Raw genomic sequence first — 20,254 nt, 5'->3', positions numbered from 1 at the left:
TCCGCACGAAGCCGCCGGCCTTGGAGTCCACGTGCACCCACGATCGGATGTGCTTCCCCTCTCGCCGCGTTCGACCCGGCGGGCCGTCTCGGTCACGCTCGGTCTGCTCATCGCGTTCATCGCCCTGGTCACGTGCCTGCACGATCCGCGACGGGAGCCCGACGAGGGTGCCATCGATGCGTATCTGCGGCGGTACGTCCGGCTGCTCAACGCGCGGGACACGGACGGCCTGCGCGGCAGGCTGCATTCGCGCGAGGCGCGTACCGACGCGGCGGTACGCGTCGCGGTGTTCGGCGGTCAGGGGTGGACCGACCTGAGGTTTTCTCGGGAGCAGCAGTTCTACGGCGTGTATCGGATCGTGTTGACCGCCGTGCGGACCGACACCGGTGCCCGGGTCGCGGTGGTCGAACACCTGGTGTGGGGCGGTGACAACACCTGGTCGCTGAGCCCGTACGTGCCGGGCGCCGGCGGGTGGCCCGGGTAAGGGACGCGCTCGGATCGGTGGGACGAACGCCAAGAGCGCGTCAACAGGGGGCCGTGCGGCCCGATTCGGGGCGAGGCTTGAAAGCGGTCGAAAGGAGGCCGCCATGTTCGCCACGATTCGTCGGGTCACCGGAATCCGCCGCACCGCCTCGATCCGCCGGGCCGACGCCCGCCGAGTCGAGGGCGATCCACAGGCCGTCGTGGTGCCGATCGCCCGGATGGACGTCGCCGCCGTCGCCGCGCTGTCCGCCGCTCGGGCGATGGCCGGTCGGGCGATCGCCGTGCATGTCACCCGGGCCGGCGAGCGGGCCGCGCGGGACGAACTGGTGGCCGCCTGGGACGCGTCCGGTGTGGATGCGCCGTTGAGCGTGGTCCACGACGAGCGTGATCGGCTCGTCGAGGCGTTGGCCACCTTCGTGCGGGGGTTGCCGGAGCGGCGGGTGGCCGTACTGCTTCCGGCCGGCGCGGCGCCGGCGCGCGGTCGGCGGCACGATGTGCTGGTCGCCGCCCTGCGCGCGGAGGGCTGTGCGATCCGGGTGGAGCGCGCCGCCGCGCCGACCGGGAGCGCCCCGACCGCGGGTCCGCGAAAGCCACTGGTCAGCGCAGCCTGACGCCGGCTCGGCTGCGCGCCCCCGGCGTCGCCGCGAGCCGGTGGGAGGGGTGTGCGCCGCCGATCCCGGAACACCACCGTTTAGGCTGCCGGGGCGTTGTGCCCATCCACCGGAGGCCGAAATGACCGAAAGCAGAGCAGGCGGACCGTCCGCGCGGCGTGGCCCCGGCGAGTTGGAGTCCGAGATCCTGTCGCTGCTGTGGACGTCGCCGACGGCGATGGGCGCGGGCGCGGTCCAGGAGCAGTTGTCCGGTGAGCTGGCCTACACGACGGTGGTGACCATCCTGTCCCGCCTGCACGACAAGGGTGTGCTCCAACGCGCCCGGTCGGGCCGCTCGTACGTGTACGCGCCCGTGTACGACGAGGCCGGGCTCGCCGCGCGACGGATGCGGCAGGTGCTGGACAAGGAGGGCGACCGGCAGGCGGTGCTCGCGCGGTTCGTCTCCGACCTGTCCACCGACGACGAGGCGCTGCTGCGCCGGCTGTTGGAAGAGGGCGGGTCGTAGTCGCGTGCGTTGGATCGTCTACCTGCCCCTGCTGCTGCCGATAACCTCGGTCCCCGTGGCCCGGCTCGCGGCCGACCACCTCGCGCCGCGCCGCGTGGTGGTCCTGCTCACGGCGCTGACCTGCGTGTTGGCGCTGTGCGCGACCATCAGCCTGGGTCTGCTGACCGTGGTGGGCACGGCGCAGCTCCCGGGGGTACCGCTGCCGGACCACTGGTCGGACCCGCAGGTGCGGGCCTCGATCCCCAATGTGCAGGTGATCGGCTCGTTGGCGAGCGCGGCGCTGGCCTCGGCCCTGGTGTGCGTCGCGATCGTGTCGCACCGGCGGCGGCGCGCGCTCGCGGCATTGCGCGCGGGGGTCGCGACGGCCGGCGACACCGAGTTGACCGTGCTGCCGACCGGCCCGCCGACCGCGTTCGCGCTGCCGGGCCGCCGCCCTCGGATCGTGGTCTCGGCGTCGATGCTGGCCCGACTGGACGCGGACGAGCGACGGGCGCTGCTGGCCCACGAGCGGGCCCATCTGAGCGGCCGGCACGATCGAGTGCTGCTGGTGGCGACACTGGCGATGTGCGCGCATCCGCTGTTGCGGCCGATGCGCACGGCGATCGCGTACGCGCTGGAGCGCTGCGCGGACGAGGCCGCCGCGCGTGTGGTGGGCGATCGTCGGGTGGTGGCGCGCGCCGTGGGCAAGGCCGCGCTGGCCGGCCCGGTCACACCGCGCGGGGCGATGGCCGCGACCGGCGGCCCGGTCCCGCGTCGGGTGGCCGCCCTGCTCGCGCCGACCCCGGCCGACCGCTGGCCCACCCCGTGGAGTCGCCCCGGCGCCGCCACCCTGATCGCCCTCGGCGGCGCCGCCCTCTCCACCTGGGCCACCTGGGACGCCGCCATCGACCTGCACGCCATCCTCCTGACGGCCGACCACATGTTGTGACATCGCCCCGAGCGATACGCGTCCCGACGATGCGCGATGCGGGCGTGGCGATACCTGCCCGGGCCCGGTGGGCGGGGTCCGCGTGCTGGTAAACGGTTGACCGGCGCGGGGGTGTGTGGCCAGAATCCATGCCGTGGGGATCACGGGGACTACGCGGACGGCCGGCATCGCCGGTCATGTCGTCGCGTGCGTGATTCGTCGACACCGGATCACCCACCTGCCCGTCCCGCCCGGCACGCGCTGTCGCTAGGGCGTACGCCGGCCCCGGTTCGTCACCTTCGCCACACCCGTGGTCGACGGACCGTCACCATGCTCGATCGCCGATCCGCTCGGCGGTCCGCGGCCGCGTGCGCCCGCTTCGGATGACGTCTTCCTCCATCTGAAGGTCGAAAGGGACACCGCACTCATGACTGCCACCACCATCGCCGTATCGCCCGTCTCCGCCCGAATAGGGGCCGTGGTCGAGGGAGTTCGCCTGGGCGGCGACCTCGACGCGATCACCGTGGACACCATCCGCGGCGCATTGCACCGGCACAAGGTGATCTTCTTCCGCGGCCAGGACCACCTGGACGACGCGGGTCAGCTCGCGTTCGGCCGGTTGCTCGGCGAGCCGATCGGGCATCCGACCGCGTCCGCCGAGGGCGACCTGATCGTGCCGATCGACAGCGACCACGGGGTGGTCGCCGACCGTTGGCACACCGACGTCACGTTCGTGCCCGCGTATCCGCTCGCGTCCATCCTGCGCGCGGTGCGGCTGCCCGATGTGGGCGGCGACACGCTGTGGGCCAACACCGCGACCGCGTACCGGGATCTGCCCGCGCCGCTGCAGGCGTTCGCCGACTCGCTGCGTGCGGTGCACAGCAACCGGTACGACTACGCGGCGGCCGATCCGGACCGCTACTCCGAGGCGCAGAAGGACTATCGCGAGCTGTTCGAGTCGACCGTGTACGAGACCGAGCACCCGCTCGTGCGAGTGCACCCGATCACCGGCGAACGCGCGTTGCTCGTCGGGGCGTTCGTACGTCGACTGGTCGGCTTCGAGGCCGAGGACTCGACCGCGCTGATCGAGCTGTTCCAGAACCGCGTCACCCGGGTGGAGAACACCGTGCGGTGGCAGTGGCGCACGGGCGACGTGGCGATCTGGGACAACCGGGCCACCCAGCACCGGGTGATCGGCGACTTCGGCGCCACGCGACGGCTGTTGCACCGGGTCACCATCAACGGTGACGTTCCGGTGGGCGTGGACGGGAACAGCAGCCGAGTGCTGAAGCCCGCAGCGTAGGGCGGCCGGCCGCGAACGCCGACCGGGCCGAATTCGTGCCCGGCCGGCGTTCGCGCGCAGGAGCCGACCACGGCCGAGCACCGGCGTCGGCCGCGTTCGTGGTCCGTGGTCAGCCCGACTTTCGTGCCGTCGCCAGCCGTCGGCCCGCCTCGTCCAGGAGGCGACGCAGCTCGGCTTCGCGGGGTAGCGAGACCGGGAGGCGTTCGCCGTAGGGCAGGTGGGTGCGGGCCTTGTGCCACAGGCGGTTCGGGAGGGTTTTCGGGTCCTGGTGGTAGCGGACCTTGGTGAGCAATCCGCGCGCCTCGGCGTCGGCCGGGTTCAGGGCGAGGGTGACCGCCAGGTGTTCGGCGGCGGTGTTCCACCGGCGCGCACGCGCCGCTCGCACCGCGTCGTTGAAGTGCCGGTCGGCCAACTCGACGAGGCCCGCGAGCGCGCCCAGATCGCCACCGCACGCCGGACAGCGCTCGGTCAGGTCGGCGATCCGGCGGCGGCACAGGGGACAGGTGATCGCGAACGCCATGTCATTTCTCCAGGGAGCTCTTCGGGAGCCGCAGCCCGATGTGCGGGGAGCCCTCCCGGATCTGTTCCATCCAGCGGTCCGCGCGGGCCCGCAGCGGCATGATCCGACCTCGATAGATCTCCACGAGTCGGCGATTGCCCGCCGCCTCGTCGCGTACGTCCACCTCGGCCGCGTCCTCGGCGATGGTGTCCAGTTCGCGCAGGTAACCGTCCGCGTCCGCGCGATGGCGGCCGGCGGACGCCTGGTCCATCTCCTGGATCGAGCGGCGCAGGTACTCGACCTCCTGGAGCACCGCGACCTGGAACTCGGCGGCGGTGAACTGCTGCGGTGAACGGCCGCCGTGCAACATGCGCTCGGCCGCGTTGATCCGGTCCCGCACCGCCTCGTTGGCCAGGTGCCAGTCCATCTTGTTGCCCGCCGCGTACGCGGCCCGCCCCGTCGCCCGCAGGCCGGGGATCGCACCGCGGAAACGCTCCGCCTCGACCGGGTCGTGATCGACCAGTCGGTCGGCCAGCCGGGCCAGGAAGGCCAGGTTGTCCTCGAACTCGCCGATCGCCGGGTTCAGCGCGCTGCCCGCCGTGGTGGCCACCCGCAGGCCCTGGACCAGGGTCTCCGCCTCCAGGATCTTGTGGTGCGTCTTGCCCGGGTCGATCCGGTCCCGGACCAGCTCGGCGATCTCGGCGAGCAGCCGGTCCAGCGCCGGCCCGACCCGGATCGCGTCGGCGGCCGGGATCGCGTCCCGCTTCTCGGCCCAGCCGGTCAGCACCTGGCGGTGTCGTTCGGCCAGTTCCGGCCAACCCGGGATCTCCCGACGCGGGATGTCGATCACCGCACTGCCCTCCGCACCGACCTGCGGCAGCCGCGCCTCGGCCCGGATGCTCCAGCCCGCCTCGAATTCGAGCGTCACCTCGACGGTCGAGCCGACCGGCACGTCCGTGGGCAGGTCCCGGATCGAGACCTCGCCGATCGGTACCAGACCCTCGACCAGGCCGACCCGCAGGCTGGACCCCTGGGACGCGGTCTCCAACCGGAAATCGGTGCGGTAGGGCACCATCGTCCCGGCCCGGACCACCACATGCAGACCGTCCACCAACTCGACCGAGAAGTCGTGTGCGAGGACGTCGCCGGTCGCGTCGGAACGCGGCTTGCCGTCGGATTCGATCAGCAGTTGCCGGGCCTCGATCTCCCGCCCGTTCACCATCACCTGCACCGTGAAGCCGTTCTCCCCTTCGCGCAACGGCACGTCGGCGAACAGGAATCGGCCCTCGGCGTCGGCGGTCTCGCTCAGCTGCACCCGCCCGTCGTGCGAACCGAGCAGGATCTGCGCGCCCGCGGGCGAGGCCAGTTGCGGCCCGGCCAGCACCCGACCGCCGATGTCGGTCTCCGGCGGCAGCGCCTCGGGCCGGTCCAGCTCCAGGTGTCCGCTGCGGCTGGGCACGTTCGCGGCTTTGAGCGCCGCGCCCAACGCCACGCACAGGTCGGGGTTGAGCAACCGGGGCCCGCGCCCGAAGTGTTCGGTGAGCATCGTGGCCACCAGCGGGATCCGGGACGAACCGCCGACCATCACGATCTCGTCCAGGTCGGCGGCGGTCATCCCGGCCCGCAACAGCGCCCGGTCGCAGTCGTCCAGCGTGCCGCGGATCCGGTCCGCGATCATCTCCTCGAACTCCTCGCGGCGAATCGGCAGTCCGATGTTCATCGGGGTGCCGCGCCGGTCCTCGCAGTACTGGCTGACGATCTCGGTCTCGGGATAGCGGGACAGGTCGTGCTTGGCCCCCTCGGCGACCGAGAGCAGTTGCGCCTCGACCTTTCCGTCGGCGGGGTCCTCGGTGTCGATCGCCAGGTCGTACTCGGGCAGTTGGGCCGCGATCCAGGACACGATCCGACGGTCGAAATCGAACCCGCCCAGATAGCGGTCGCCACTGAACGAGCGGTTCTCGAAGCCCACTTCGGGGTCCCAGGTGACCACCGAGGTGTCGAACGTGCCGCCGCCGAGGTCGTAGACCAGGAACGTCTGCGGCTCGGTCAGCTCGCGGGCCCGCTCGTGGGTGTAGGCGAGGGCCGCGGCCACCGGCTCGATCAGCGTCTCGACCACCTCCAGGCCGGCCGCCTGCCCGGCCCGCGTGGTCTCGTTCTTCGCCCGGGTCTCGAAGAACGCCGGCACGGTCACGATGGCGCGCTCCACCGGCACGCCCAGGGTCTCCTCGGCCACCTGCTTGAGGTGACGCAGGATGTGCGTGGACGCCTCCAGCGGGGTCAGCCGGGCGTGGCCGGCGGTGACCACCCGGTCGGTGCCCATGTTGCGCTTGAAGAACATCGCGGGCGGCGCGCCCGGCAGTCGGGCCTTGTTCTTGGCCAACTGACCGACGATCGCCCGGCCGCTCGGGTCGATCCACACCGCCGACGGCGTGGTCGGCGAGCGGTCCGGATTGGCCACGATCAGCGAGTCGCCGACCGGGCGCAACCGGCGGGCCGCGATCAACTCCTCCTTCCCGGGGATCTCGGCGTCGGCCGGTATGGCGATGCACGAGTTGGTCGTGCCCAGGTCGATGCCGACCACGATGCTCATCTGGTGGTACCGCCTTCGTCGTTCGCGTTCGCGTCGTTCACGTCACTCGGGTCGTTCGGGTCGTTCGGGTCGCTCGTGGCATCGGGATGCGGCGGGGTCGGCTCGGCCGCCGTCGGGTCGGACACGTCGACCGGGTGCTCGGCGGCACCGCGCGCGTGCGCCGCGTCCTCGCGCCGAGCCGGCGTCGGCACGAAGCCCAGGACGACCTGGGCACGCCGGATCACCTCGCCGTCGTCCAGGAGTACGCCCGGCCGCAGCGTCTTGGTCACGATCATCGCGCCCTCGTCACCGCTGTCGGGCGCGTGCGCGACGTCCACCCGACGGCCCACCGCCGCGTACGGCTCGCCCACCGGGTCGTCGAATCGCACCCCGGCCCGGTCCAGCGCGGTGGCGAACCGCCGGGCGATCGAGGCGAGAATGCCCGGCACCGGCTCGCCCTCCAGGCTGCCGCGCAGCTCGTGCAGCGCGACCGCGGCGTCCGCCGCCAGGCCGGTGTACCGCTCGTGGGTCGACTCCAACCGTTTGCGCATCTCCTCGCGGCCCGCCTCGCGTTCGCGCGCCGCCCCCCGCACCGCGTCGTACACGAGCGCGAACGGCGGGTCCAACGGGCGCTCGGGGACCGGCCGTTCGGTCTCGGTGATCGCCATCGGGTCGGCCGCGGGGTCGGCCGTGGCGTTCGCGCGATCCGCCGGTGGGTCCGCCGCGACCGAGCCCCGCTCGGGTGTCGCTGCCATCAGTGCGCCCCTTCTTCCGTCCACAACGGTACGAACTCACGCGGCGCGGGCGCCGGCACCAGGCCCGCGAGCACGCGTCGGTCGATCCCGATTCTGGCCGGGCCACTCGACTCCGGCGGGTCGGTCTCGGCGAACTCCTCGGCCAGCTCGGCCGGATCCGGTCCGGGTCGCTCGGGCCGATGGGTGAGCAATTCGGCGAGCAGCCGGCCGGCCGGGTCGGCCAGCGTCTCCTCCGCCGCGTTGACCTCGGCCGCGCTCAATACCCGTCCATGCACGGGGAAGCGGTCCGCGCTGCGGGCGATCCGCTGTCTGCGCTTGCGCACCCGGGCCTTGATCGCCGCCCGTCCGGCCAGCTCCGGATCCAGGTCCAGGATCTGAAAGACCGTGCCCCGGTAGGGATTTCGTCCCGCCTGCCAGGCCCAGGGGTTCTCCCGGGCGCTCTCGTTCGCGGTGCCGCTCATCGCGCTCAACTCCATTCGGACCCGCGCGCCGACGCCAGGGACAGCACGACCCCGCGGAGCGCGTTGACGACGTCGGGCTGGTTCGCCTCCGGATCGGCGGCCACCTCGTCCGCCAACCGGCGGGCGGTGGCCAGGTCGTCCGGTCGCACGGTGTGCAGGTTGATCAGCACCCGCGCCATGAACAGTCGACCCCACGACCCCGGCTCGGACATCGCCAGCGCCCGGCGCAGCGCGTCCCGGACGTGGCCGTCCGGCAGGCCCTGGCGTTGTCGGGCGGTGGCGGCCAGGGCCCATTCCTCGGCGGCGAGTTGTTCCACGTCGCGATACATGTTCTTGACCGCGAGGTCGCGGTCGAGTTCGAGCGCGCGCAGCAGGTGCCGGCCCGAACGCAGGGTGGCCTGTTCCAGTGCGGCGGGTTCGGTCGCCGGACCGGATTCCAGCTCGCGCACCACGATCCCGCGCCAGTACTCGTTGCGGGCCAGCTCGACCGCGAACGAGCCTTCGGGCGTGCCGATCTCGTCCCAGGCCGGCAGCACCAGCCGGGCCACCCGCTCGACCAGCGGTTCGATCTTTCGGGCCCAGCCCGGCGCGGCCACCACGATCTCGATGTGCCGCCGGGCCGCGTAGAGCAGGGTCCGGGCCAGCCCGAGGTTGCCCGGGTCCACCGCGAGCCACGAGGCGAGCAGTTCGACCACCTCGTCGAAGCGGCCCTCCTCCACGTCGCGCGACGCCTCGGCCAGCACCTCGCGGACCAGGTCGGCCCGGGCACCCAGGACGGCCGAGCGCGGGAAGCCGGACTCGCGGATCAGGTCCATGTGCGAGCGGGCGCGCAGCGGATCGGGCACCCGGTGTTCGGCGGCCAGGGTCAGGTGCGGCGCGAGCAGGTCGCGGGGCAACCGCTCGCGTACCTCCTGCACGATCGCCGCCGGCACCTCGGTCCCGCCGACCGCCTCCAGGTGCTCGTGCATCCGGTCCCAGAACGCGCTGTCGTGGTAGAGCTCGGCCCAGTGCGCCAACCCCCGTTTCCAGTACGGGAACGCCCCCTCGGGATCACCGGCCGCCTCCAGGTCGTAGGCCCGCGCGTGCAGCGCCACCGCGAGGTGGTGGGTGCGCCACGAGCCGCCGCCGCTCGTCCACAGTTCCTCGGCCCGCGCGCTCCACGGTTGCGCGTCGCCGCCGCTGCCCAGGCCGGCGTAGGCGTCGCCGTCCACCGCGTCCTCGCCGACCCCGTGGGCGCGCAGCCGGGCGGCGAACGCGCGCAGCGTCGCCCGGTCAGTCATCGCCGCTCCCCACCACGAGCGTGTCCGCCGCGACCTCGACCCGGACCGAGCCGATCGGCCGACCGGCCGCGTCGCGCTCGTCGAGCAGCCGCAGGACGCCCGGCACCACCGCGTTGACGCAGCGGTTGACCCCGCGGGCGGCCTCCTCGGGTCGGCCGCGCCAGGCCACGGTGGCGATGTGGGCGGCGGCCTCGTCGCTCCAGCGCAGGTCGACGCCGATCTGCTCGCGCAGCCGGGCGGCGAGCCGGGCCAGGCCGTTCTCGGCGATGCCGCGCAATTCGGTGGGGCCGAACGGCGAGTACAGGATCACCTCGTCCACGCGGTTGAGGAACTCGGGCCGGAAGAACCCCTCCATGGTGCGGCGCAGGCGGGCACTCGCGGCCGTGTTGCCGGTGGAGCCCTCGGCCAGGATCGAACCGATCAGGTTGTCCACGCTGTCCACGTCGTCCTCGACCGCCTCGGCCGCCGAGTGCGTCGCGCCCAGGTTGGTGGTCAGGACGACCACCGCGTCGTGCGCCTCGCGGACGGGGCCGGCCGGATCGCTGATCCGACCCTCGTCGAGCAGCCGCAGCAGCGCGTCCAGGACCCGGGCGTCGGCCTTCTCCACCTCGTCGAACAGGAAGACCCGGCGCGGGTTGTCGCGCAGTCCGTTGGTCAACTTGCCCTCGCCGAAGCCGACGTAGCCGGGCGGTGCGCCGATGAAGTTGTTGATCGACTCGCGCGCGCTGAACTGCCCCATCTCGAAGACCAGGACGTCCTCCTCCGAGCCGTAGACGACCTGGGCGAGCAGCCGCGCGGTCATCGTCTTGCCCGACCCGCTGGGGCCGCACAACAACAGGGCCGCGCGTGGCCGGTCGTCCGGGCGGAAGCCGCGGCTCAGCGAGCGCTTGATCAGCTCGATGTGGAAGGCCAGTCGCTCGACCACGCTCTCCTGGCCGATCAGCCGGGAGCGGACCCGGCGCACCGCCTCCTCGGGGGACAGCGGTTCGGCGACCCGGGTCGGCTCGGGCTCGGCGGGTTCGCGGTAGTAGGTGTCCGCGAAGCGGCGCAGCCGGTCCAGGTCCAGGCCGATGTCGCGAAAGAAACCGGCCGCCAGCCCGCTGGGGGTGTCCAGCAGCGCGGCGAGCAGGTCGCGTTCGGTGATCGGCTCGCCCTTGTCCGGATCGCCGCCCGGTTCGGCGCGGATCGCGGCGAAGGCCGCCGCCCGGCGCAGGGTCGAGCGCAGCGACTCGTCCGGCCCGGCGGGCCCGGTGCCCGGCGCGCCGCGGCCCCGGGTGCCGGTGAGCGCGATGGTCTGTTCGCGCAGTGCCCGCACGTCGCGCCGCAGGAACAGGAACGCCTGTTCGAGCAGGCCGCCCGGGGTGGCGGCGAGCGCGTGCAGCAGCAGCGCGATACCGCAACGTTCGTGCCCGAGGCCGGCCGCCTCGGTGGCCATGATCGCCAGCACCCGGCGGGCTCCCGGGCCGAATGGGGCGGGATCGATCGACCCGTCGGCCCGCAGCACCTCGACCGCCGAGCGCGGCGCGGCCACCTCGGCCTGCCAGGCGGCCAGGTCGACCCGGCCGTAGCCGACGAGCAGGTCCACCGCGCCCACTTCCAGGCGCGGCAACAGCTCGGCGAGCAGCGCCCGTTCGTCGACGTATCCGGCGTCGGCCGCGGCCGTGAAGGCGAGCCGCAGATCGCCGGTGACCGGCAGCCCGCCCAGCAGCCCGGCCGGCCGGTCCTCGCGACCCGGCGCCGCGTCGGCTCGGTCGGCGGCCCCGCCACCGAGCAGGCCGGCCGCGAGCACGTCGGGCGGAATGCCCTGCCGATCGAACAGGCCCGCCGTGCGCCCGCCGTCGATCCGGGCCAGCGCGATCAGCGTGTGCGCGACCTCGACGGTGTCCGCGCCCAGTTCACGCGCCACCGCGGCGGCGCCGGCGAATCGGCGGGTGGCCGCGAGCAGCGCACTGTCGAACACCTGCTCCGGCACCCCCAGGATGTCCGTGTCCACGTCGTCTCCCCCGCCTCGCTCGCCTCGCCCGCCGTCCACGTCGCGCCGCGCACACCGTGCCGGTCACGTCGCGCCGTTCACGCCTCGTCGCCGTCGAGCAGTCGCTCGGCCAGGTCCGCCCGGGCCCGGGCCACCTCCGGCCTGCCCGCGCCCAGGGCGCGTACACCCGAGGCCAGTATTCGGTACGCGGCCGCCGTCGAGACGGCCCGGCCGAGTCGCCCGGCGCGCAGCTCCGCCGGCAACGACTCCACCAACGCGGCGGCCAGTTCGGGGTCGACCCGGGTGACCCGATGCAGCACCAGGCCGGGCCCCAGCGGCGTGCGCCGGGCCCAGGCCGCGCCGTGCCGCTCGAACAGGTCGCGGGCGGCGCCGGCCACCATCGCGTCGTGGTCCTCCAACGCGCCCAGCAACAGGCGCACGGGCCAGCTGTCCGGCTGCGGCCCCGCGGCGTCCTCGGCCTCGCGCAGACCACGCCGCAGCAGTCGGACCGCACCCATGTCGTCGCCGCGTTCCAGCAGCTCCGCCGCCGCCGACACCAGGGCCGCCGCCGAGCCGGGCCGGGTGCCGGCGGCCGGGCGGCCGTCCCGAGCCGCGACGGCGGCCCGATGCAGTTCGCCGTACTCCGCGTGGTCCGGATCCAGCATCGCCGCCTCGTACAGGAACCGGACCGCCCGGCCCGGGTCGCCGCCGGCCAACTCGCGATGCCCCTCGACGGCGAGCCGATGGGCCAGCCGCGGGGCCGCCGCGGCGCACCCCTGTTCGAAGGCGAGCCGGTAGCAGGTCCGGGCCTCGGCCTCCGCACCGCGTGCCGCCGCCCGATCGCCCAGCACACACACCCAGTCGCCGCGCCCGGTCGGCGCCCCCGGCGGCGCCACCACCGGCAACAGCCGCCACAGGTCGTGCTCGGGGTGTCGGCAGGGCTGCTCGAAGCGCTCCTCCAGGCATTCCAGCACGCGCGTGGTGGCGGCCACCCGCCAATGCCGGACCGGCGCGCGCGGGTCCAGTCCGCCGAGCACCTCCAGCAGCGCGCGTTCCAGCGGGCGCGGCCCGTCCGCCAAGGCCCGCTCCAGGGTGCCCCACGTCTCGGCGAAGCCGTTGCCCGGCTGCACCACCCACCAGCGCAGCACCGCGTCCACCGCGCGTGCGTACCGACCCTGCGGGTCGCGTGCGAGCACGTCCGCGAGCATGCGCGCGGCGGTCTGCGGCTGCTGGGCGGCGACCGCCTCGATCTGACTCTCGATCAGTCCCCGGTTGCGGGCCACCTCGGCATCGGAGGCGTTGGCCAGAAAGTCCCGCATCGCGACGAGTCGAGGCTCCACCCCGTCCTCCCGATGCGTGGCCGACCGGAATGCCCGTACCGCCCCGGCATCCGACATGGCGTCTCCCCCGCGAACACGACCGGCCCGACGGTATGGGTCGCGACGACGTACAAGCAGCACGGTACTCGGCCACACCAACGCCGGGCAGCGCACCCGGCGAACCCGTCCCCGTAACGTGATCGTCACCGATGGTGAGAGCGCTCCGGCCGGAAAACCCGGGTGAGAGCGCCCCCGAACATCGGGTAGTATTTCTCTCGCAGCAAGCGCCGCTAGCTCAGTTGGTTAGAGCAGCTGACTCTTAATCAGCGGGTCCGGGGTTCGAGTCCCTGGCGGCGCACAGCGGCAACACCGAGAAGGGCCCCCCGGTTTCCGGCGGGCCCTTCTCGTCGTTCCGCACCGCCCGGCCGCGCGGGGGCCGGTGGCGGTCCTCAGTCCTTGCGCAGTTCGTAGCGCATGGACTGGTCCGGGTCGCCCAACTCGGTGATCAGCCGCGGGTGTGCGCGCGCGCCGCGGGGCCGAAGGCCATCCAGGTAGAACTCCGGCAGAGCCGGCGGGGATTGCGAGCCGGCGGCGGGCCGCGTGGTCAACGTCAGAGTGCCCTCGTCGTACGTCCAACGGCCCTCCCCCGACCAGCGCTCGGCGATCGGCACGGGCAGGTGCTCCGGGTGGTTCTCCTGCCAGTCCCGGCCGGGCAGGCCGTTGGCGACGAATCGTCCGTCGGCGGTCAGGCTCACCCGGCCGCCGCCCGCGTCGTGCCAGGTGCCGACGAACTCGTCGTGGGACAGCGTGACCGAGAGCGGGCCGGTGGCCACGTACACCGTGCCGACCCAACACATCGGGAGGGCGCCGAGGCAACACACGACGACGACCGCGGGAGTGGTGAAGTCGAGCCCGTTCCGGCGCAGTTCCGCCCAGGTGCGGTCGGCCGGGGGCTCCGCACGAAGGGCGTGTTGGGCCCGGGTCAGCGCGAGGACCAGGACGATCGCGGCGACCGCGGCGGCCACCGCCGCGGCGCGGAAGGTCGCGTCGGCGCCGATCACCCAGGAGTCGGCGCCGCGGCCGTCGGAGTCCGCGAACAGGCCCATCCCGACCGAGGTCCACCAGGCCGCCCACATCCCGATCCACAACGTCCACCACACCCGCAGCACGACCCGTAACCGCGCGCCGCCCGCGCAGCCGGCGACGATCGCCCGCATCAGGCCGTAGGGGGCCCAGCACTGGTGGAACGGGATCAGCCAGGGCGCGACGGGGGACCGGGTCAGCTCCGGGGCGAGTTCGCCCGGCCGGAACAGGGCCCGGGACCGCATGGTGGCCACCCAGGCCAGGAACGGCACGCCCGCGACGGCGATCCCGACGATCCATCGCGGTCCGTCGTCCCCGTCGTACTGGCGACCCGTCAGGACCTCCCGGAAGCCGAGCACGTGATCACCGGCGACCACGACCAGCGTGAGCACCGTGAGCAGCGCCCACCATCGCGCCCCGGGCAGCGGGCGAGGCGGTCGCGGCCCCTGGGCCGCCGCCCCCGGTATCGACGCACGTGCCCCACTCGACCCACTCGTCCCGCTCCGCATCGCACAGCCCCTCCACGGTGGCGCCCCCCGCCCGGGCACGTTGTGCCCACACTCGCACGCGAGCCCGCCGGCCGGTGGCGCGGCGCTACTTCAGGTAGTCCTCCAACAACGCGGGGGTGAGGCCGGCGGCCCGGGTCCGATCGACGAAGGACCGGATGTCCGCCTTGAATTCCTTGCGGAAGTGCATCAGCACGATGTCGCCCGGCCGGAGCCGGTCCCCGACGGCGAATTGCATTTCGCCGTTCCGGATCTCGGCGCTCCAATGCACGACGCGCTCGATGCCGCAATCGCCCGCCGCACGCATCGTGTTCTCGTCGTGGTTTCCGTACGGCGGGCGCAGCAGCGTCGGGCGCTTGCCGAAGGCACGTTCGTAGGCGTCGGACGTGCCGCAGATCTGGTTCTTTTGTATGTCGTACGACTTGCCCTGGAGATTGGGGTGGTCCAGGGTGTGATTCTCGATCGCCCCGCCGGTCTCGTCGCGCATCCGCCGGAAGAACTCCGCGTCCTGCCTCGCGTATTGATCGGTCAGGAACAGCGTCGGCCGGATCCCCGCCTCGCGCAGCACCCGAATCATCTCCGGGTCCTTGTACGCCCCGTCGTCGATGGTCAGGAACGCGACCTTGTCCTGGGTCGATATGCGATAGAGCGGCTTTTCCGGCAGCGGTCGCGGAATCGGCTTCGCGGCTATCTGCGCCGTCGTCGGCGCGGTCCCGGCCGCCTGCGGCGACTTCTGTCCCAGGGTGTCCGCGTCGGCGGCGACCAAGCCGGTGATCGCGACCGCGACGAGCAGGGGCACGGCGAGGAGCGCGCTGCGACGCAGGGTGCGATTCCGGCGGTTCTCGGGCGTGTCGAGCAGGCCCGTGGGGTCGTCGTTCCTCGGGGTGCCGGAGTCGTCTGCGAAGGTCATGACGGCGACGCTAATCGGCGCCGCCCATCCGGTTGCCCGCGTCGTCGTTGCGGGTGGCCGTCGGTCATCCGTAGATCGTGTAACAGGGCCCGACGGGTAGGATCGGTCGGATGTCGGTGAAACGTGGCGTTCCGCTGGTTCTATTGCTGTTTGCCCTGATCACCGGGTGCGCGGTGGACTCCGGCGTGCGGGTCGCGGGCAAGCCGGACCCGGTCGGCATACCCCTGGCCCCGGCCCCCTCCGGCGCCGGCCTGAGCATCGACCCGGTCCGCGTCCTGCGCGAGGACTCGGGGGTGAACGCCAAGGTCAAGGCGGCCCTGACGCCGTCCTGCGGCACGTCCTATCCGGTGGTCGCGCAATACCTGAACGCGCCCGGAACGAGCGGGCCGCCGGTGCCCATCGCGGTGGTGTCGGTGTTCCAGTGCGGTGCCGAGACCTGCACGGTGCGCCGGGACGTGGCCGCGTACGTCTACCGGCTCTTCGAGGACGGGCGCACCGAGCGGGTGTTCGATTCCGAGGAGCCCGGCAGCCGGATCGAGATCGGCAAGCAGATGCTGGTACTGCAACTGCCGGTGTACCAGGGCAGCGAACCCGCGGTCTGCCCGTTCGGCGAACACGGGGTCGGACTGCGCTGGGACGGCTCGGAGTTCGTCGAGGACGTCGATGGAAAGGCTGTGTCGTGAGCAAACCGCACGTGCTCCTGGTCGAGGACGACGAGGTCATCCGCGAGGCGACCCAGCTCAATCTGGAACGCGACGGCTTTCGGGTGAGCACCGCCGCCGACGGCGAGGCGGGCCTCGCGGCGTTCCGGGCCGAGGGGCCGGACCTCGCCCTGCTGGACGTGATGTTGCCGCTGATGAACGGGATCAGCCTGTGCCGGCGGATCCGCGCGGAGAGCCTGATCCCGGTGATCATGGTGTCCGCCCGCGACGACCCGATCGACATCGTGGTCGGGCTGGAGGCGGGCGCCGACGACTACGTCACCAAGCCGTTCGACACCGTCGTCCTGCTGGCCCGGATCCGGGCCCTGCTGCGCCGCGCGCAACGCGCCGCGGGTCCGGACCAGGACCCGGGACCGCTGCGCTTCGGGGACCTGGAGATCGACCCCGACGGCGTGCAGGTGCGCCGCAACGGCAAGGTGCTGGCCCTGACGCCGACCGAGATGAAGCTGCTGTTGCGGTTCGCCGAGTCGCCGGGCACGGTGCTCGGTCGGGAGACCCTGCTCGAAGGCGTGTGGGAGTACGCGTGGGGCGGGGACACACGCGTGGTGGATGTGCACGTACAGCGGCTGCGCAACAAGATCGGCGCGCACCGGATCGAGACGGTGCGCGGTTTCGGCTACAAGTTGCGGGCCGGGTCGACCGGGTGAGCCTGCGTTGGCGCATCTCCGCGGTGGTCACGGTGGTCAGCGTGGCGGTCGCCCTCGCGCTGAGCCTGACCGTGCACTTCGCGTTCGCGTACAAGCAGGCGGACGAGGCGCGCAAGCTCCAGGTCGACCGGATCGACCTGGCCCTGCGCGAGTTCGCCCGGACCGGGCAGCCGACCTTCGGCAGCCGGGTGGACGATCCCGCGTTGCCCGGGGCGCTGCGGGTCGCGGTGCGCGACGGCGATCGGGCCACCCAGTTGTCCGACGGGTGGATCTGGGCGGCGGTCGGGGTGGACGGGCACGTGTTGTCGCTGCGCTCCAGCTATCGGGACCGGACCAGCGATCTGGCCTCGCTGGACCGGGTCCTGGTGCTGGGCGCGGTGTGCGTGGTGGTGTGCGGCGCCGCGGCGGGCGTGCTGATCGGGGCGCGGCTGTCGCGCCGACTGCGCCGGGCGGCGGACGCGGCTCGGCGGGTCGCGGCCGGCGAGCGCTCGATCCGGGTCCGGGCGGCGATCGGCGGCAGCAATCGGGACGAGGCCGCCGAACTGGCCACCGCGATGGACGCGATGGCGGACACGCTGCAGGCCCGGTTGGACGCCGAGCGCCGGGTCACCGCCGACATCGCGCACGAGTTGCGCACCCCGCTGACCGGGTTGAGCGCCGCCGCCGACCTGCTGCCCACCGATCGACCGGGCGAGTTGGTCCGGGATCGGGTCCGGGCGCTGCGCTCGCTGGTCGAGGACGTGCTGGAGGTCGCCCGGTTGGACACCGCGACCCAGCGCGCGGATCTGACCGAGGTGGCGCTGGGTGCGTTCGCCGCCCGGCGTGTGGCCACGATCGCGCCCGCGGCCGAGGTGCGGGTGGCGGACGAAGAGGTGGTGATCACCGACCCCCGGCGGCTGGAACGCATCCTGGCGAACCTGCTGACCAACGCGACCAAGCACGGGCTGGCGCCGGTGGTGGTCGAGGTGGACGGGCCGCGCATCCGGGTTCGGGACGCGGGACCGGGTTTCCCGGCCACGCTGCTCCGCGAGGGGCCCAGCAGGTTTCGCAAGGGCACGGACGACCGGGCGGTGGGCGGGCACGGGCTGGGGTTGACCATCGCGATGGGCCAGGCGGCGGTACTGGGCGCGTCGTTGACGCTGGCCAATCCGGAATCGGGCGGGGCGGTGGCGGAGTTGACCCTGCCGTCGGGGGCGTCGGCCGCGCCGTGAGGGCGGGTCGCCTCGGACGGGCGGCTCGCGTCGGGCGGGTGTGTGCCCGCATCGTGCGGAGGGCTCGCCCGCGTTGTGCGGAGGGCTCGCCTCATGGGCGCGGCCCGGCGCTCCCCCAAGCGAATGACAGCGAAGAAGGAGTGTCGCGTGGGTCCTGTGGTCGGTTTGTTGTTGGCCGCCGGTGGTGGGCGCCGGCTCGGTGGGCGGGCCAAGGCCCGGTTGCCGCATCGGGGGCGGCCGTTGGTCGAGTTCGGCATCGGCGAGTTGTTGCGCGGCGGTTGTGACCGGGTCGTCGTGGTGCTCGGCGCCGAGGCCGACACCGTGCTGGCCGAGGCGGACCTGGCCCGCGCCGTCGTGGTCCGCAACGACGACTGGGCGAGCGGCATGGGCTCCTCGCTCGCCGCCGGCATCGCCGCCCTGCCCACCGACGCCGAGGCGGTCGTGGTCACCCTGGTGGACATGCCCGGCGTGGGCGCCGCGGCCGTCGCGCGCCTGATCGCCGCGGCCGCCGGGCCCGAGGACCTGATCGCGGCGGGCTACACCGGCCGGCGCGGCCATCCGGTGTTGTTCGGCCGCGCGTGGTGGGCCGAATTGGCCCGTACCGCCGAAGGCGACGTCGGCGCCCGAACCCTGCTCGCCGCCCAGCGCGCCCGGGTCCGGCTGATCGAATGCGCGGACATCGCCGACCCGTTCGACATCGACACACCCGCCGACCTGGACCGGCTCACCCCCTGAACGCCGTACGGACCCGGGCCACCCGGCCCGGGTCCGTACGAAGTCTCGTGTGCTCGGCACCGCCCGAGCCCGGTGCTATGCCTGGTTGAAGAACCCGTCGTGGTTCTGCTGCGACGGATCGCCCGTCAGCAGGCGGGCGTCGGCCGGCATCAGCAGGAACACCCGCTTCGCCAGTCGCTCGATCGCACCTCGGCGGCCGAAGGTCAGCCCCGAGGCGAAGTCGACCACCCGCTTGGCGTCCGACTCGTCCATCGACGTCAGGTCGATCACGACCGGAATGTCCTGCCGGAAGTACTCACCGATCGCCCGTGCCTCGTGGTAGCTCTTCGGGTGCACGACGGCGATCCGCGTGCTCGGCCGAGCCGGCGTCTCCGAGGCGGCTGCCCGCGCGGCGAACACCTCCGACGCCGGCACCACGCTGCCCTCCAAGGCGCGCGAACGCGACTCCTCGGGCTCGTCGTCGTAGACCCAGCGCGACCCCGTGTCGTCGTCTTCCGCGTCGTATGTACCGGTCTCGTAGGCACCCGCGCCGGTGCGGTACAGGTCGTCGTCCACGTCCCCCGAACCGATCCCGAGCCACGAGCCGGCCTTGCGCAATGCGCCCATGGGCACCTCCGCGTCCGCTCGTCCCGGCCCCGTCCGGGCTATCTCGTCATCCTCCACTCGACCGAACTGTATGCGAGTGCCGGGCCTGGTGCGTCGAACGACGCGCCTATAAACGGACAGATCATCCAACCGACCTCGAACGGGCGTACCCAGTGCGGCTTCTGACGCCATTTGAGGTCTTTATCCGCGCATTTCGAAGCGAACCGCATCGAAATTCCGGGCGCGTCGTTCGAACACGATAACTCGAACTGATGTACGAATACCCGAATTCCACGAACCGCGGCCGGTCGGGGACGGACACGGACGCACCGGCACGGACCTCTACCGGTGGACCGGGGACAGGTCGCACACTCGGATGCGACATCTTCGGAGGTGAGCATGGATTCGCCTTTCCGCATCGTGCGGCCCCCTCGTCCGCTCGAAGAGCCGTATCCCTCGCGGGCCCGCATCAACGAACAGGTGGGCGCGGTCTGGGAGTGGGGGATGCGCGAGGATCCCGCGGCGGCCGTCCGGCTCTACCACCAGCTCGGCGAGGTCGCGAGTCGGGTGCTCGGCAGCACCGACCGCGACACGCTCAACATCCGCCGGGCCTATACGCACTTCGTCGGTCTGGACGGCGATCCCCGGCGCGCCGCCCAATTGTTGGCCGGCCTGATCCCGGTCGCCGCGCAACACCTGGGCCCCGGCGACTGGGTCACCCTGGACATGCGGCTGTGTCACGCCCGGTTCACCGGCGAGGGCGGCGAACCACCGCGCGCGGTGGCGCTGTTCACCCAGCTCGCGGCGGACATGACGCACGCGCTGGGCGCCGAGGCGGAGAGCACCCTGACCGCGCGCAGCTTCCAGGCCCGGTTCACCGGCGAATCCGGCGACCCGCTCCGGGCCGCCGCGATGTACGGCGCGCTCGCCCTGGACTCGATCCGGATCCTGGGCGCCGATTGCCTGGAATCGCTGGTCGCCCGGGCGGGACACGCGGTCAATCGCGGCCTCGCGGGCCATCGTGGCGAGGCCCTGGCCCTGTACGGACCGCTGGTCGCCGACTTCGCCCGGGTACTGGGTCCCGATCATCCCGAGACCCGTCAAACCCAGGTCTGGCAACAGTATTTCCGAGGGAGAAGCAGCTGATTCCCGTTCCCCGACGGCGGTTAAGGTGGCCTCTCCTGAACGACC

At 72.8% G+C, this 20,254-nt stretch carries 20 protein-coding genes and 1 tRNA gene; 11 read left to right on the top strand and 10 right to left on the bottom strand.

Features of this window, described 5'->3' with window-relative positions; genetic code table 11:
• Positions 1–31: 31 nt before the first annotated feature.
• From ACFXMF_RS10710 to ACFXMF_RS10690, 5 genes are all read left to right on the top strand, one after another.
• Positions 32–484 carry a hypothetical protein gene (locus ACFXMF_RS10710; RefSeq protein WP_360307533.1) on the top strand — a complete coding sequence of 151 codons (453 nt, stop codon included), beginning with the start codon at positions 32–34 and terminating at the stop codon, positions 482–484.
• A gap of 103 nt (positions 485–587) precedes the next feature.
• Complete coding sequence (locus ACFXMF_RS10705; protein WP_360307530.1) at positions 588–1,094, top strand: hypothetical protein; 507 nt, start codon at positions 588–590, stop codon at positions 1,092–1,094.
• A 121-nt stretch (positions 1,095–1,215) separates the two neighbouring features.
• Positions 1,216–1,599 (top strand): BlaI/MecI/CopY family transcriptional regulator, encoded by a 384-nt coding sequence (locus ACFXMF_RS10700; RefSeq protein WP_360307528.1) that lies wholly within the window; start codon positions 1,216–1,218, stop codon positions 1,597–1,599.
• 4 nt (positions 1,600–1,603) lie between these two features.
• Positions 1,604–2,527, top strand: coding sequence for a M56 family metallopeptidase (locus ACFXMF_RS10695; RefSeq protein ID WP_379987648.1), 924 nt, complete (start codon positions 1,604–1,606; stop codon positions 2,525–2,527).
• A gap of 406 nt (positions 2,528–2,933) precedes the next feature.
• Complete coding sequence (locus tag ACFXMF_RS10690; RefSeq protein ID WP_360307522.1) at positions 2,934–3,809, top strand: TauD/TfdA family dioxygenase; 876 nt, start codon at positions 2,934–2,936, stop codon at positions 3,807–3,809.
• Positions 3,810–3,918: 109 nt separating this feature from the next.
• Here ACFXMF_RS10690 and ACFXMF_RS10685 read toward each other — a convergent pair whose 3' ends face one another.
• The 7 genes from ACFXMF_RS10685 to ACFXMF_RS10655 form a co-directional block, all read right to left on the bottom strand.
• A complete protein-coding gene (locus ACFXMF_RS10685; RefSeq protein WP_360307519.1) occupies positions 3,919–4,329 on the bottom strand; it encodes a hypothetical protein in 411 nt (136 codons plus the stop codon).
• A 1-nt stretch (position 4,330) separates the two neighbouring features.
• Positions 4,331–6,898: an Hsp70 family protein gene (locus tag ACFXMF_RS10680; RefSeq protein WP_360307516.1), complete on the bottom strand. Its 2,568-nt coding sequence runs from the start codon at positions 6,896–6,898 to the stop codon at positions 4,331–4,333.
• Positions 6,895–7,632, bottom strand: a complete 738-nt coding sequence (locus ACFXMF_RS10675) for a hypothetical protein (protein WP_379987645.1) — start codon at positions 7,630–7,632, stop codon at positions 6,895–6,897. The genes ACFXMF_RS10680 and ACFXMF_RS10675 overlap by 4 nt, the downstream gene beginning before the upstream one ends.
• On the bottom strand, positions 7,632–8,093 hold the full coding sequence (locus ACFXMF_RS10670) for a hypothetical protein (RefSeq protein ID WP_360307510.1): 462 nt from the start codon (positions 8,091–8,093) through the stop codon (positions 7,632–7,634). The genes ACFXMF_RS10675 and ACFXMF_RS10670 overlap by 1 nt, the downstream gene beginning before the upstream one ends.
• Before the next feature lie 5 nt (positions 8,094–8,098).
• A complete protein-coding gene (locus tag ACFXMF_RS10665; RefSeq protein WP_360307507.1) occupies positions 8,099–9,373 on the bottom strand; it encodes a hypothetical protein in 1,275 nt (424 codons plus the stop codon).
• A complete protein-coding gene (locus ACFXMF_RS10660) occupies positions 9,366–11,366 on the bottom strand; it encodes an AAA family ATPase (RefSeq protein WP_379987642.1) in 2,001 nt (666 codons plus the stop codon). Before ACFXMF_RS10660 ends, ACFXMF_RS10665 begins: the two co-directional genes overlap by 8 nt.
• Positions 11,367–11,443: 77 nt before the next feature.
• Positions 11,444–12,742, bottom strand: a complete 1,299-nt coding sequence (locus ACFXMF_RS10655) for a hypothetical protein (protein ID WP_360307501.1) — start codon at positions 12,740–12,742, stop codon at positions 11,444–11,446.
• Positions 12,743–12,948: 206 nt separating this feature from the next.
• Here ACFXMF_RS10655 and ACFXMF_RS10650 point away from each other — a divergent pair.
• Positions 12,949–13,022 (top strand) — tRNA-Lys (locus ACFXMF_RS10650).
• A gap of 91 nt (positions 13,023–13,113) precedes the next feature.
• Here the strand turns inward: ACFXMF_RS10650 and ACFXMF_RS10645 are convergent.
• Both ACFXMF_RS10645 and ACFXMF_RS10640 read right to left on the bottom strand, forming a co-directional pair.
• The gene (locus ACFXMF_RS10645; RefSeq protein ID WP_379987640.1) at positions 13,114–14,139 is read right to left on the bottom strand and encodes a DUF4328 domain-containing protein; all 1,026 of its coding nucleotides are present in this window, start codon (positions 14,137–14,139) and stop codon (positions 13,114–13,116) included.
• 202 nt (positions 14,140–14,341) lie between these two features.
• Positions 14,342–15,163: a polysaccharide deacetylase family protein gene (locus ACFXMF_RS10640; protein WP_379987638.1), complete on the bottom strand. Its 822-nt coding sequence runs from the start codon at positions 15,161–15,163 to the stop codon at positions 14,342–14,344.
• A gap of 110 nt (positions 15,164–15,273) precedes the next feature.
• On the opposite strand from ACFXMF_RS10640, the gene ACFXMF_RS10635 reads away from it, so the two are divergent.
• The 4 genes from ACFXMF_RS10635 (at position 15,274) to ACFXMF_RS10620 (ending at position 18,478) form a co-directional block, all read left to right on the top strand.
• On the top strand, positions 15,274–15,846 hold the full coding sequence (locus ACFXMF_RS10635) for a hypothetical protein (protein WP_360307492.1): 573 nt from the start codon (positions 15,274–15,276) through the stop codon (positions 15,844–15,846).
• Entirely contained in the window at positions 15,843–16,532 is a 690-nt protein-coding gene (gene cseB / locus ACFXMF_RS10630) for a two-component system response regulator CseB (protein ID WP_360307489.1), read from the top strand. The genes ACFXMF_RS10635 and cseB overlap by 4 nt, the downstream gene beginning before the upstream one ends.
• Complete coding sequence (locus ACFXMF_RS10625; protein WP_360307486.1) at positions 16,529–17,743, top strand: HAMP domain-containing sensor histidine kinase; 1,215 nt, start codon at positions 16,529–16,531, stop codon at positions 17,741–17,743. Before cseB ends, ACFXMF_RS10625 begins: the two co-directional genes overlap by 4 nt.
• A 123-nt stretch (positions 17,744–17,866) precedes the next feature.
• Entirely contained in the window at positions 17,867–18,478 is a 612-nt protein-coding gene (locus ACFXMF_RS10620; protein WP_379987635.1) for an NTP transferase domain-containing protein, read from the top strand.
• Positions 18,479–18,553: 75 nt separating this feature from the next.
• Here ACFXMF_RS10620 and ACFXMF_RS10615 read toward each other — a convergent pair whose 3' ends face one another.
• On the bottom strand, positions 18,554–19,084 hold the full coding sequence (locus ACFXMF_RS10615) for a cell division protein SepF (protein WP_360307480.1): 531 nt from the start codon (positions 19,082–19,084) through the stop codon (positions 18,554–18,556).
• 378 nt (positions 19,085–19,462) lie between these two features.
• Here ACFXMF_RS10615 and ACFXMF_RS10610 point away from each other — a divergent pair, with 378 nt between their 5' ends.
• On the top strand, positions 19,463–20,209 hold the full coding sequence (locus ACFXMF_RS10610) for a hypothetical protein (RefSeq protein ID WP_379987633.1): 747 nt from the start codon (positions 19,463–19,465) through the stop codon (positions 20,207–20,209).
• The last annotated feature ends 45 nt before the right edge of the window (positions 20,210–20,254 follow it).

This window comes from Embleya sp. NPDC059213 (assembly GCF_042754445.1).
GTDB lineage: Bacteria > Actinomycetota > Actinomycetes > Streptomycetales > Streptomycetaceae > Embleya.
This window is presented reverse-complemented; position numbering and strand designations above follow the sequence as displayed.